Here is a 13180-nt window from a genome sequence, read left to right as displayed (position 1 = left end):
TTATAGTTCTAAGAAGTTTTTTAAAATTTGTTCGCCAGCAGTACTGCTTTTTTCCGGGTGAAATTGCACGCCGTAAAAATTATCTTTTTTTAATGCCGAAGTGTACTGGATTCCGTATTCAGAAGTTGCAATGGCTTCTTCACATAAAGGTGCGTAATAACTATGCACTAAATACATAAACTCGTTTTCTGTAACATTTTTAAACAGACTGGATTTCAAATTTGATATTTGGTTCCAACCAATTTGCGGCACTTTTAAATCATTTGAAAATTTTATCACATTCACATCAAAAACACCTAAACCATTCGTATTTCCTTCTTCGGAAGAATTGCATAGCAATTGCATTCCCAAACAGATTCCCAAAACGGGCTGTTTTAATGAAGGAATGACTTTGTCCAAGCCGGAAGCTTTCAACTTTGCCATCGCGCTACTCGCCTCGCCAACTCCCGGAAAAATTACTGTATCAGCAATACGAATTTCAGTTTCACTATCCGTCAAGATGGCATTATATCCAAGCCTTTTCAAAGCAAATTTGATACTCTGAATATTCCCAGCGCCGTAATCAATAATTACAATTTTCATATTTCCCATTTCGTATTTTAATATTTCGTCGCTCGTCGCTCGAACCTATAATCTCCCTTTAGTTGATGGTAAAATCATTTTTTCGGCATCGCGCTTTACTGCCATCTTTATCGCTTTTGCGAAAGCTTTAAAGATTGCCTCAATCTTGTGGTGCTCGTTGGTTCCTTCCGCTTTAATATTGAGATTTGCCTTTGCGCCATCGGTAAAGCTTTTGAAGAAATGGTAGAACATTTCCGTGGGCATTTGGCCAATCATTTCACGTTTGAAATCTGCGCCCCAAACCAACCAATTACGGCCACCAAAGTCGATTGCAACCTGCGCCAAACAGTCGTCCATCGGCAAACAGAAGCCGTAGCGCTCCATCCCTAATTTATCGCCGAGGGCTTGGTTGAAAACTTCGCCTAAGGCAATGGCGGTGTCCTCAATAGTGTGATGCTCGTCCACTTCCAAATCGCCTTTTACTGTGATTTCTAAGTCCATTTGACCATGTCTTGCCAATTGGTCCAGCATATGATCAAAAAAGGAAATGCCTGTGTTTATATCGCTTTTGCCGGTACCGTCTAAATTTAATTTTATTGAAATATCGGTTTCATTTGTTTTTCTTTGGATTTCAGAAACGCGTTGCTTTAATTTTAAAAACTCATAAATCTGCTGCCAATCGTTTGTTTCCAAAGCGATATATTTTTGTAATTCTTCAGATTTCAACGAAACTTCAGAAGTGCCCAAGTTGGTTTTGTCATCGATAAATATTCCTTTGGCGCCAAGGTTTTTGGCTAGTTCAATATCTGTCAACCTATCTCCTATTACGAACGAATTTTCAAGATCGTAATCTTCTGAAAAATATTCCTGCAACAAACCAATGCCCGGTTTTCGAGTATTTGCTTTTTCGTGTGGAAAAGTTTTATCAATCAAAACATTTTCAAAAACAACACCTTCATTTTCAAAAGATTTCATAATAAAATTATGCACGGGCCAAAAGGTTTCCTCGGGAAAAGAATCTGTTCCCAATCCATCTTGGTTAGTAATCATTACCAATTCAAAATCCAATTCCTTTGCAATTTTTCCCAAATAGGTAAAAACTTTCGGGTAAAAAATCATTTTTTCAAAAGCATCAATCTGTTCGTCCACGGTTTCCTTTATAATCGTGCCGTCGCGGTCTATAAACAATACTCGTTTTTTCATTTGAATTCTTTTAAAATAGTGATTAATTTTTCGTTTTCTGATGGTGTTCCAATAGTTATTCGAAGAGTATTTTCGCAAAGAGGCTGTGAGCTTCTATTTCGTACTACAATTCCATTTTCCAGTAATTGGCTGTAGCGTTTTTCAGCATCGTCCACTTTTATGAGAATAAAATTCGCATCCGTTGGATATATTTTTTTAATGAATTTTTTCTCATTTAAAGCTTTAAGCAATTGATTTTTTTCTTCTATTAATGAAGTAATTTCCATTTGAACTTTTTCAACATTCTGAAGTTGCTCAATTGCTTTTTGTTGGGTCAATTCATTAATGTTATATGGAGGTTTAATTTTGTTTAAAACTGAAATTATTTCCGAGGAAGCGTAACAAATCCCCAATCGGATTCCCGCCAAACCGTAGGCTTTTGAAAGTGTTTGGGTAATAATCAAATTTGAAAATTCGTTCAATTTTGTAATCCAACTTTCTTCTTCTGAAAAATCGATATATGCTTCGTCAATAACCACCAAACCATTAAAATTTTTCAACAGATTCAAAATTGCTTCGGAAGAAATTAAATTACCCGTTGGATTGTTGGGAGAGCAGAAAAATAAAAGCTTTGTACGCGTATCCGCAATTCTCGAAATTTCATCCAAATCTGGTTGAAAATCTGAATCGAGCAATACTTCCCTATTTTCAATATTATTTAAACTTGCCAAAACATTGTACATTCCGTAGGTTGGTGGCAACGTAATTATGTTGTCTTTGGATGGTTCGCAAAAAGCCCTGAAAATTAGGTCCAAAACTTCATCACTTCCATTTCCCAATAGAATTTGATCAACTGGAATGTTTTTTTGTTTTGAAAGAATACTTTTAAGTTTTCGCTGTTGTGGATCGGGATAGCGATTTACGTTAGTTTCAAAAGGATTTTCGTTTGCATCGAGGAAAATCATTTCCTTATCAAAATCCTTGAACTCATCGCGGGCGGAGCTGTATGGCTTCATTTTGGCCACGTTTGGGCGAATAAATTGTTTTATATCAAATTTCATATTCGTACTAATTAAGGTTTCGACTGCGCTCAACCTGACATTGTTTTAAACTTTCCAATCTTAAAGTAACGGCATTTTTGTGCGCTTGCAATCCTTCGTTTTCTGCCATTATTTCTATTGCTTTTCCAATATTTTGGATTCCTTTTTCTGAAATTTTCTGAAACGTCATGCTTTTCATAAAACTGTCCAAATTCACACCACTGTATTGCTTCGCATACCCATTGGTAGGTAAAGTATGATTGGTACCCGAAGCATAATCGCCAGCACTTTCGGGCGTGAAATTTCCAATAAAAACCGAGCCTGCATTTTGAATGTTTTTAAGGAAGAAATCTTCATCCTTTGAAACCATAATAAGGTGTTCCGGCGCGTATTCATTGATTAAATTGATTGCTTCGGAATTAGTTTTAACCAAAATAAGTTTTGAATTTTCAATAGCTTTCTCGGCAATCGTTTTGCGCGGTAATACTCCAAGTTGTTTTTGAATCTCCTTTTCAACGGAATTCAAAAGCTTTTCTAAAGTTGTAACCAAAATCACTTGGCTGTCTGCCCCGTGCTCAGCTTGTGACAATAAATCTGAAGCTACAAAAGAAGCGTTCGCAGTTTCATCTGCAAAAACCAACAATTCAGAAGGTCCTGCGGGCATATCTATTGCAACGCCATACTTTGTCGCTATTTGTTTAGCAACGGTTACAAATTGGTTTCCGGGGCCAAAAATTTTATATACCGAAGGAATTGTTTCAGTGCCAAAAGTCATAGCACCAATGGCTTGTATTCCACCGATTTTAAAAATCTTTGTAACTCCACAAAGGTTTGCGGTATATAGAATTGCAGGATTAATTTTTCCTTCTTTATCGGGCGGCGTGCAAAGAATAATTTCGTTACAATCCGCAATATTGGCAGGAACAGCCAACATTAAAACCGTTGAAAAAAGAGGTGCAGAACCTCCTGGAATATAAAGACCCACTTTTTGAATAGGTCGTTTTTCTTGCCAGCAAACCACCCCTTCGGTGGTTTCAATAGTAATTCTTTCTGTTTTTTGTGCACTGTGGAATTTTTCGATATTTGTCTTTGCAAGATTGATTGCATCCTTCAATTCTGTTGAAACTTGTTTTTCCGCAATATCTATTTCCTCTTTCGAAACTAACAGATTTTCGATTGAAATTCCATCAAAAAGTTGAGTATATTTTTTTACGGCCAAATCCCCTTTTGATTTTATTTCAGAAAAAATTTCATTTACAGTTGCCTCAATATCCGCAACGGTTTGCGTGGGACGTTTTAATATTTCCGCCCAATTTTCAGGTTTTGGGTTGTATATTTTTTTCATTTATGGTATTTTAAAGTTTAACCCCTCGACTGCGCTCAGGGGGGTGACAGATTCAAAATTCAAATTTTTCAATTTGTCATTCGTCGCTCGTATTTCGTATTTCAAAGAATCATTTTCTCAATTGGGCAAACCAATATTCCTTCGGCACCCGCTTCTTTCAACTCTTCGATTACTTCCCAAAAAGTATCACGATTTACTACAGAATGTACACTACTCCAACCCTCTTCTGCCAATGGAAGCAGCGTGGGGCTTTTCATTCCGGGTAAAATTTTAATGATCTGCTCAATTTTTTCATTTGGTGCATTCAGCAATACATAACGCGAATCACGACCCAACAGCACCGATTCAATTCTAAATTTCAGCTTATTTAAAAGTGCATTCTGTTTTTCAGAAATATTTGGGGAAACAGCGAGTACCGCTTCACTTTTCAAAATAACTTCAACTTCTTTTAAATTGTTCTTAAAAAGTGTACTTCCGCTGCTCACAATATCGCAGATAGCGTCCGCTAAGCCTATGTTTGGAGCTATTTCCACACTGCCATTAATTATGTGCAACTCTGCTTCTACTCCATTTTGAGATAAAAAATTTCGAGTTGTTTCCGGGTAACTAGTTGCGATTCGCTTTCCATTGAAATCTTTGATGGAATTGTATTTGAAAGTCTTCGGAACTGCGAGGGAAACCCTGCATTTTGAAAAACCCAATCGCCCAGCAATAGAAATTTCTTCTCCTTTTTCTATCAAAATATTTTCACCAATAATGGCGCAATCCACTACTCCATCCTTTAAATACTGTGGAATATCACCGTTGCGGAGGTAATAAATTTCCAAAGGAAAATTAGTAGCGGATGCTTTCAACTGATCACGGCCATTGTCAATATAAATTCCGCAATCTTTTAAAAGCGCTAGTGATTCATCGTGCAAACGTCCCGATTTTTGTACTGCAATTTTTAATTTTTTCATTTTTTGAAATACTATTTAGTTGAGTTAAGGGCATAAAAAAACCCGCTTGATTGCTCAAACGGGTTTTGAATATTGTTGGATTTTACACAATAACCATATCACCTCGCGTGAGCGTGGAAAATAATATGATGTAGATGTAAAATTGTTCTGTTCATAATTGTGTGGGCAAATCTAAACAAAAATATGTTCAAAACACTGTGAATATAAAAATTAACGATTTATTAATTTTCGGTTCTATTTATTTACTTTAACCGAACATAAAAAAACCTGAACCAAAACTCATTATTATGCAGTTAAGCACCATCGATTGGGTAATTATCATTTCCTTTTTTATTGTTTTTATCATCATTGGATTAGTAGTAGCAAAAAAGTCTGGGAAAGATTCAAAATCATTCTTTCTTTCCGATAGAAATATGCCGTGGTGGCTGTTAGGCGTTAGTATGGTTGCAACAACCTTTGCGGCTGATACGCCCAATTTTGTTGCGGGAGTAATTCGTGAAGATGGTGTTTTTGGAAACTGGATTTGGTGGAGTTTTCTATTAACAGGAATGCTGACCGTATTTTTCTACGCCAAACTATGGCGAAGAAGCGGAATAACAACAGATTTGGAGTTTTATGAATTGCGCTACAGCGGAAAAAGCGCCGCTTTTTTAAGAGGTTTTCGAGCTATTTATCTTGGCGTGTTCTTCAATATCGTGATTATGGCTAATGTTTGCTTGGCCGCAATTAAAATTGGTCATGTAATGTTTGGACTATCTTCTATTGAAGTATTATTGATTGCTTCTCCGGTAGTCGTTATTTATTCAGCTTTTGGTGGTTTAAAGGGTGTTTTGCTGACGGATTTTGTTCAATTTATAATTGCGATGGTCGGAAGCATTTGGGCAACAATTTATATTGTAAATATGCCAGAAATTGGTGGAATTGAAAACCTCCTCTCCACCCCTGCCGTTGCTGCAAAAACTGCGATGCTGCCAGATTTTTCAGATCCAAAATTGTTAATCCCATTGCTTATCGTTCCACTTGCGGTACAGTGGTGGAGTGTTTGGTATCCAGGCGCAGAACCAGGTGGCGGTGGTTATATTGCGCAACGTATGCTTGCCGCAAAAGATGAAAAACATGCAACTTGGGCTACTTTATTTTTCAACTTTGCACATTATGCGCTTCGTCCTTGGCCTTGGATTATTATTGGGTTGGCCTCTATTATTATTTATCCAAATATTGAAAGTTTGCAAGCTGCCTTTCCAAATTTGAATCCTGCCTTTGTTAAAAACGATTTATCGTATCCCGCGATGCTCACATTTTTACCAGCTGGATTGTTGGGAATTGTTATCACATCGCTAATCGCAGCTTTTATGAGTACTATTTCAACACATTTAAATTGGGGAAGTTCTTATGTGGTAAACGATTTTTATGTGCGTTTTCTTCGGAAAGAAGCAACTGGGAAGGAACAAGTTGCTGTTGGTAGAATTTCAACAGTTGTAATGATGCTTTTTGCTGGCTTATTGGCGTTTTTTTTAGAAGAAGCGCGTGATGGTTTTAATTTGTTGCTTTCAATTGGAGCGGGAACAGGTTTGCTTTTTATTCTACGTTGGTTTTGGAGCCGAATAAACCCCTATAGTGAAATTGCAGCAATGCTAATTTCATTTATAATCGCTGCGTTTTTCTTTGTAAACGGGAAAATGGAAACCCCAATGATTGAAATGGCTGGCCACTGGCAATTGGTCTTAAGTGTTGCAATAACTACAATTGGATGGGTGCTTGTAACTTTAATGACACAACCTTCAAATACCGAAACATTAAATAGTTTCAACAGTTTAATTTTTGGAAATGAATCCAAGTTTAAAGGTTTTGGAATGAAAATCCTCGGGTTCTTTGCTGGCGTTGTAGGTGTTTATTGCTCTTTGTTTGCCATTGGAAACTTTATCTATAGCAACACTATTTTAGCGTTTAGTTTAACGGCTGTAGCTGTTGTTTGTGGATTGGTTATTATTAGATCTTTTCGGAAGACAGATTTGTAGAAATTAAAATTAGTTTTCGGGTCTTTCAACTTTTTTTAATATTTCTATTAATTCTTCTAATTGATTTATTGGAATTTTTACGACTGATTCAATTTTTTCGTTTCCTTCTTCTAAAACCAACGCCCCTTTTTTGTCTTCAACATACCCAATTTGTTTAATCGAAAAAACAGGTTTATCTATATTAATTATCTTTTTACCATCTTTAAACCACCCATAATTTGCTTCATATTCAATTTCCGAACTATTAAATTTTATGGTTTCTTCCCCATATGTGTTCCACAATGATATTCTTAAAAGATAAAATCCTATAAGTCCGAAAAAACCAACACCAATCAAAAATCCAAAATGAAATTTATTTCCTAATGAAATTGCTATAATAATACCAACTAAAGGTAGAATAAATGATAAGAAAGCTATGAGGAACATAATCCCTCTGATAAAAATTGGAGCCTTTTTTACTTTTAATATTAAAGTATTATCATCAAAATCAAACTGTTTCATTTCAGCTTATAAATAGCTTTTTAACAAATTAATATATATTTACTGAAAATCAATTATTCCCCAAAATCAAAGGCAAACCACTATCGCCAGAACCAACTACCACTACTTTAGAGTTTGGCGATTTTGCAAGCTCCAGTGTAGCGTCAATCCCTTTATCCTGAAGGATTTTATCGGTCAATGAAGCACTTAAAATTTTATTGGCATCTGCTTTTCCTTGAGCCTCAATCCTAACTTTTTGGGCTTCTTTATCTGCGGTTACGAGTCTAAATTCATATTCCAAAGATTCTTGTTCCTGTTTTAGTTTCCTTTCAATCGCATCTTTAATTGTAGGCGGTAGGGTTACATCGCGTACCAAAATTTCATTTAATTGCACGTACTGTTTGTCAAGAATTTTTTTAGTTTCCTCAAAAATTTCTTCTTGGATTGCATCTCGCTTGGTAGAGTACAATTGTTCGGGCGTATAACGACCTACAACACTTCTGGCCGCACTTCTAATTGCCGGCTGAATAACACGTTGCAGATAATCTTCTCCTTTTTCTTGGTGTAACTTGGCAACATCACTATAAATGGGTTGATACCAAGCAGAGGCGTCCAATTTTATTTCCAGTCCGTTGCTGGAAAGTACCTGCATTTTTTCACTGAGTTCCTGTTGGCGTACTTCATAAACAAAAACCTTGTTCCAAGGCGCGATAATGTGAAAACCTTCGCCAAGCGGTGGTTGGTCTGTAACCACACCGTTTCCAAAAGTTTGATACAGCACCCCAGCGTGACCGGAGCCAATAGTTACGGAAGATTTTGAAACTAAAATTATCAGCAAAATAATTCCTACGATTACGGGTATTGTGAGTTTGGGTAATTTTTCCATTGTATATTTTTATATGGGTTAATTTTTAGATGAGTCCGTTATACTTTCTGATAAACCATTCTGCAGCAAGGGCGAGAACGATAAGTGCGAGAAGATATTTCCAATCAATCAAAGGTACCACTTTTTGCTCGCTTTTCTCGATGTTTTGGAAGTTAGTATTTTCAACCAATGATTGAATAAGAGAATCGCTCTGGGCTGCAAAATAAGCCTTTCCCTTTGTGTTTTGGGCAACGCGGCGAAGTTTGGAAACATCGGCATTTAAGAATTGTTGCTCTACGTTAAAGTCTAAAATCGTGAAATTTCCACTACTGGAAACCGCTTCGTTTGAAACCGAAACAGTATAATTATATTCCCCAGCGGGAAGACTGTTTAAATCTACTTCGTAATAATTGTTTCGCAAAAGCATGGGGAAAACGGTTTGCTTTTCGGTTTCCGTATTTTTCACGGTTATATTCAGCGATGCGCGATTATCGAAAACATAATTTTTGTCGAAATACTGGGCTGAAATTTTTATGGGACTGTTGTTGTAATAAAACGTTTCCGAAGACACTTCCAGTCTGCTTCGGCGTTTGTTTGAAGCTAAATATTGAACAAGATTTCCTATAAAATCATCAAAACTTTGGAAGCTTTCCGTTTCCAGAAAACTGCGTGCACGCCATCGCCAAAAACCTTCTCCGTCCCATATTGCGTCGCGCTTTCCGTTTATTTCCATAGTGGCGAGCAACGGATTTCCGCTGGAAATTCCGCTAACCGTTTGTTCCAGCATTACTTCGTTTGGAACAGTGATTGTCAATGCGCCAAACTCTGTGTGCAATGGTGGAAAATTATCAAAACCAATATTTTCCACCGCGAAAGTTCCGTAATTACTGTTTAGTTCAGCTTGCACGTCATCACTTTGATTGGAGGCTTCCTTATTAAAATTATCCTGCGCTCCATTCAGAAAATACCAATCCGTTTGAAGACCCGAAATAACCCAAGTATTTTTGTTCAATTTTTCAATTTCTGAAAAAACCGAAGCGAAACTTCTGTCAGGCTGATAAAGGATTACAAGTTGATAATCATTGAGTATGCTTACTGCTTCCGCTGGTTTTTTAAAAGTGATTGTGCGCCGTTCGTTGCTGGTAATCGCTTTTTTGAGTGCACCCAAATCTGGATGGGTAATTTTACTAATTACCAAAACATTTGTTGCTTGATCAATCACTTCAACGGCGAATTGCTTGCTGTTGTTGATTTTATTCTTTTCATCCACAAGTGGAAATATTTGCGCAGTATATTTTTGAAGCCCAACACTGGAAGCATTTAGTGTAAAACTGAGCGTTTTTGAAGTTTCATTCTCCGAAAAGGAAACGTTTGTTCTATAAACTGTTGCAGCGCCTTGCGTAACGATAAACTCAGAATTCACGGCATTTGTACCGCTGTAATTTAAAATAACTTCAACCGGAAATTGATTTTTCAGAAAAGCGTACCGATTGGTGTTTAATTGTTCAATTTTTAGATCGGTATATTTTATGGAATCACCCAGAATTACAGGATAAATAGGATTTTTAAAAGTTGCGGAAGAAAATTCATAATCATTCCCAAGGGTTTGGTTTCCGTCAGTAATAAGGATTGTTGGTGCCGTTTGGTTTTTGAAAAGCTCGTTTGCTGAAGCAAGCGCTTTGGAAACATTCGTATTTTTTTCATCAAATGAAAGTGAATCATTTTCATGGAAATCACTTCCGAAGGAGTAATAAGAAACATCAAATTTGTCATTTAATTTGCTGTTTTCTTTTAATTTTTGAAGCAAAGACGAAACATTTTCCTTTTGGTTCAACTCCCCTACTGAAGATGAATTGTCAATAATTACGGGAAGTTTTGGCTTTTCAATTGTATAAGTTTCACTTTTGAATTTTGGATTTATGATTAAAAGTAAAATGGAAAACAAAGTTAAAAAGCGAAGTATTCCAAAAACCCAACGAAGGGGACCCGTTTGTTTTGATTTATATCCATACATAAAAACCGCCAAAGCAATTGATATTACTCCGGCGATGATTATATAAAGTATTGTTTCTGTAGTCAATTAAAAAGTTTAAAAGTTTAGAGTCGATGAGTTTAGAAGTTTATAAATGATGAAGTCAGTATGTTTTTCTAACGGTTTGCATATGAGCTGTGGCGTGTTCCGGTACAGACCTCTTTAAATAAAGACCGACTTTGGAAAATCCACAGGATTTTCCAAGTGGCGTGGACAAACCATAGCTTATATGCGGTGTTGTAAGTAGTATTTTCCGTACAGTTGATTAATAATTCTCAATTTCGTCCATATAAAAATGGGGCAAACCTAATTCTTTAAAAGCACTAAATACTTTTGGCTTTTTCGTTTTTAAAAAAATAATTCCACAATCAGCACTTGTCCCAAATAAAACTTGTCTTTCGTCTTCAATCCAAACATCTAAATCGTAAATATCATTTGTGTTTAATAATTTCACAACCGAGTTTGTTAAACCATCATTTAAGGGATTTTCAATTCGAAAAGCAATTTGTTGAGATTCATATTTAACAATATAAAGTGGTTTACAAAATCCCTCCGTTCTAATTTTGCGAATAGAATCCAATTTAGGTATTTTTTGAACTGTAATTCCATCTGGAAATCCCCATTTGATATAAACATCTACATCCGCAATTAAACGTTTGTTTATAAGATCAATTTTTTCAGACAGTTCCTCAGTTTTAATTAGAGATTGAAACCATAAATCATTTGCTTTTTTAGTCAAAATCAATTGTTCATTTTGAGCTATACTGCAAATTGAATATAAAATTAAAAATGTGAACAGGATGTGTTTCATAATATTACTTACAACTATCAGCCAATAACTAAGTCAACATTCCTCCATCTACGTTCAGCACTTGCCCAGTAACGTAAGCAGAAAGATCACTAGCCAAGAAAACACAAGCATTTGCAATATCTTCAGGAGAGCCGCCGCGTTTTAATGGAATTGCATCGCGCCAACCTTGAACGGTGGCTTCATCAAGTTTTCCTGTCATTTCGGTTTCGATGAAACCGGGAGCAATGGCATTGCAGCGAATGTCGCGGGAACCTAATTCCAAAGCAACAGATTTTGTGAAACCTATAATCCCAGCTTTTGAAGCCGCATAGTTGGTTTGTCCAGCATTTCCTTTTACGCCAACAACGGAACTCATATTAATGATAGAGCCTTTGCGTTGTTTAAGCATTGCGCGCTGTACGGCTTTGGTCATATTGAAAACTGATTTCAGGTTTACTTCAATAACCTTATCAAAATCTTCTTCGGAAATACGCATTAAAAGGTTGTCTTTGGTAATTCCGGCATTGTTTACGAGAATATCAATACTGCCAAAATCATTCAAAACTTCTTCCGCAAGTTTTTGTGATTCTTCATACGAAGCTGCGTCGCTTTTATAAGCTTTTGCCTTTACACCAGTTTTTGAAACTTCATCTGCCAAAGCGTTTGCCGCTTCTGCTGAAGAGCTAAAGGTAAAAGCCACGTTGGCGCCATGTTGGGCAAATATTTCTACTATTCCTTTTCCTATTCCACGGCTACCGCCGGTTATGATTGCTGTTTTTCCTTCCAGTAATTTCATATAAAAAGTATTTCGATTAAAATTAAAGAGGTCTCGATTGCACTTAGACTGAGTTAAGTGTGACACGCTCGACCAGACATTTATGAATTAAAAAAACCGCAAAAGGCGGAAATTCAAATATAACAAAAGGTTACGGGTTCTCCATAAAAAAAGCCCTGCGAATTTCACAGAGCTTTTTATTAATTTTTTAGAGTATTAACCTAATACTTCCTTTACTTTCTTTCCAATTTCAGCAGGAGAATCCACAACGTGGATACCACATTCACGCATTACTTTTTTCTTTGCCTGTGCAGTGTCATCGCTTCCGCCAACAATTGCACCGGCGTGACCCATCGTGCGCCCTGCAGGAGCAGTTTCGCCAGCTATAAAACCAATTACAGGTTTTTTGATGCCACTATTTTTATACCAGTTTGCCGCGTCTATTTCAAGTTGGCCACCAATTTCACCAATCATAACAACAGCCTCACTGTCTTTATCATTGATAAGCATTTCCAAAGCTTCTTTTGTTGTAGTTCCGATGATTGGATCGCCTCCAATTCCGATTGCAGTTGTAATTCCGAGCCCTTGTTTCACTACTTGATCTGCAGCTTCATAGGTAAGCGTTCCAGATTTTGAAACAATGCCTACAGTTCCTTTTTTGAAAACGAAACCAGGCATGATACCAACTTTCGCTTCGCCCGGAGTTATAACGCCCGGACAGTTTGGCCCAATTAAGCGACAATCTCTATCTTTTATATAATCTGAAGCGGTAATCATATCTTTTACCGGAATTCCTTCAGTAATAGTTATAATAACTTTAATACCCGCATCTGCGGCTTCCATAATGGCGTCTGCAGCAAATGCTGGTGGAACGAAAATAATAGTTGTATCTGCGCCTGTTTTTTCAACTGCTTCAGAAACTGTATTGAAAACCGGCTTGTCAAGATGTTTTTGACCACCTTTTCCTGGGGTTACCCCTCCTACTACATTGGTTCCGTATTCAATCATTTGTTCGGCGTGAAAAGTACCTTCACTTCCTGTAAAACCTTGAACTATTATTTTTGAATTTTTATTTACTAAAACGCTCATTTTTAATTATTTTCTATTGTTTATTTTTATTTATTATTGAAGTA

Annotated in this window: 12 protein-coding genes; 1 reads left to right on the top strand and 11 read right to left on the bottom strand. The window is 36.6% G+C overall.

The genetic code is table 11. The features are described from left to right. The 5 genes from hisH to hisG form a co-directional block, all read right to left on the bottom strand. Positions 1-582, bottom strand: coding sequence for an imidazole glycerol phosphate synthase subunit HisH (hisH, locus tag A7A78_RS00165; RefSeq protein ID WP_068760873.1), 582 nt, complete (start codon positions 580-582; stop codon positions 1-3). 45 nt (positions 583-627) lie between these two features. Further along, positions 628-1764: a bifunctional histidinol-phosphatase/imidazoleglycerol-phosphate dehydratase HisB gene (gene hisB / locus A7A78_RS00160; RefSeq protein WP_068760070.1), complete on the bottom strand. Its 1137-nt coding sequence runs from the start codon at positions 1762-1764 to the stop codon at positions 628-630. Beyond that, a complete protein-coding gene (gene hisC, locus A7A78_RS00155; protein WP_068760872.1) occupies positions 1761-2804 on the bottom strand; it encodes a histidinol-phosphate transaminase in 1044 nt (347 codons plus the stop codon). The genes hisB and hisC overlap by 4 nt, the downstream gene beginning before the upstream one ends. Before the next feature lie 7 nt (positions 2805-2811). Further along, positions 2812-4128, bottom strand: coding sequence for a histidinol dehydrogenase (gene hisD, locus A7A78_RS00150; RefSeq protein WP_068760068.1), 1317 nt, complete (start codon positions 4126-4128; stop codon positions 2812-2814). Between the two features lie 101 nt (positions 4129-4229). Continuing rightward, positions 4230-5087 carry an ATP phosphoribosyltransferase gene (hisG, locus tag A7A78_RS00145; protein ID WP_068760066.1) on the bottom strand — a complete coding sequence of 286 codons (858 nt, stop codon included), beginning with the start codon at positions 5085-5087 and terminating at the stop codon, positions 4230-4232. 287 nt (positions 5088-5374) lie between these two features. Here hisG and A7A78_RS00140 point away from each other — a divergent pair, with 287 nt between their 5' ends. Then, positions 5375-7105 (top strand): sodium:solute symporter family protein, encoded by a 1731-nt coding sequence (locus A7A78_RS00140; protein WP_068760064.1) that lies wholly within the window; start codon positions 5375-5377, stop codon positions 7103-7105. A 9-nt stretch (positions 7106-7114) separates the two neighbouring features. Here the strand turns inward: A7A78_RS00140 and A7A78_RS00135 are convergent, their stop codons facing one another. The 6 genes from A7A78_RS00135 to sucD all read right to left on the bottom strand — a co-directional run bounded on the left by A7A78_RS00135 (position 7115) and on the right by sucD (position 13136). Then, the gene (locus tag A7A78_RS00135; protein ID WP_068760063.1) at positions 7115-7606 is read right to left on the bottom strand and encodes a SoxR reducing system RseC family protein; all 492 of its coding nucleotides are present in this window, start codon (positions 7604-7606) and stop codon (positions 7115-7117) included. A 49-nt stretch (positions 7607-7655) separates the two neighbouring features. Then, positions 7656-8471 carry a prohibitin family protein gene (locus A7A78_RS00130; RefSeq protein ID WP_068760061.1) on the bottom strand — a complete coding sequence of 272 codons (816 nt, stop codon included), beginning with the start codon at positions 8469-8471 and terminating at the stop codon, positions 7656-7658. Between the two features lie 25 nt (positions 8472-8496). Beyond that, complete coding sequence (locus A7A78_RS00125) at positions 8497-10530, bottom strand: vWA domain-containing protein (protein ID WP_068760059.1); 2034 nt, start codon at positions 10528-10530, stop codon at positions 8497-8499. Between the two features lie 217 nt (positions 10531-10747). Next, positions 10748-11293: a hypothetical protein gene (locus A7A78_RS00120; protein WP_068760058.1), complete on the bottom strand. Its 546-nt coding sequence runs from the start codon at positions 11291-11293 to the stop codon at positions 10748-10750. Positions 11294-11321: 28 nt separating this feature from the next. Further along, a complete protein-coding gene (gene fabG, locus A7A78_RS00115; protein ID WP_068760056.1) occupies positions 11322-12068 on the bottom strand; it encodes a 3-oxoacyl-[acyl-carrier-protein] reductase in 747 nt (248 codons plus the stop codon). Positions 12069-12263: 195 nt separating this feature from the next. After that, entirely contained in the window at positions 12264-13136 is an 873-nt protein-coding gene (gene sucD / locus A7A78_RS00110; protein WP_068760054.1) for a succinate--CoA ligase subunit alpha, read from the bottom strand. Positions 13137-13180: the final 44 nt, after the last annotated feature.

The sequence above is a fragment of the Aequorivita soesokkakensis genome, from assembly GCF_001641085.1.
GTDB classification, from domain to species: Bacteria; Bacteroidota; Bacteroidia; order Flavobacteriales; family Flavobacteriaceae; genus Aequorivita; species Aequorivita soesokkakensis.
The sequence above is the reverse complement of the archived record's forward strand: the minus strand, read 5'-3'. Positions and strand labels throughout refer to the sequence as shown.